The sequence below is a fragment of the Rhodoferax sp. GW821-FHT07F03 genome (assembly GCF_059418745.1).
The window spans coordinates 1-515 of the sequence record NZ_JBWKQM010000043.1; the positions used below are offsets into that span (position 1 = coordinate 1).

The following is a 515-nucleotide window of genomic DNA, read 5'->3' on the forward strand; positions in this document are numbered from 1 at the left end:
ATCTGCGTCGTCAGGCTCTGGCCCAGCGCCGTGACCAGGGCACTGGCGGCGCTGTCGCTGAACTTGCCGCCATTGATGGCCGTGCTCACCCCGGCGTTGACCAGACCCTTCACCGCGTAGGTTTCAAATTTGGTGACGAAGTCGGCCCCGGCCACATTGCTGGGCAGGTTCAGGGCATTGGTGACACCCGCTGTGACGCCCGCCGTCACCATGCTGGTCAGCAGCCCCTTGACGTTCTCACTGCTCCCCAGATCATGCAGCGTCTTGCCGATATCGCCCCGGTTATTGATCAGGCTGACAGCCGCCTGGCTGGCCAGAGTGGTGATGGCGGCGGTAGTGGCGCCGGCCATCACGGTGCCAGTGGCCGTAAGGGTGGTGGCCAGACCGGTGGAGGTCACCACCGTGGCCCCGGTTTCTCCGGCCGCGCCAGCAATGGCTGCCCCGGCCTCCGAGGCCGTGCCCATCGACGCCACCGTCACCACAATCGCCACGATGAGGGAGCCGGCCTGTGTCAG

General features: G+C 66.4%; 1 protein-coding gene. It reads right to left on the bottom strand.

The genetic code is table 11. From position 1 onward, the window contains the following. The coding region (locus AC07R0_RS25725; RefSeq protein WP_495107035.1) for a DUF637 domain-containing protein at positions 1-515 on the bottom strand (515 nt) is incomplete at both ends.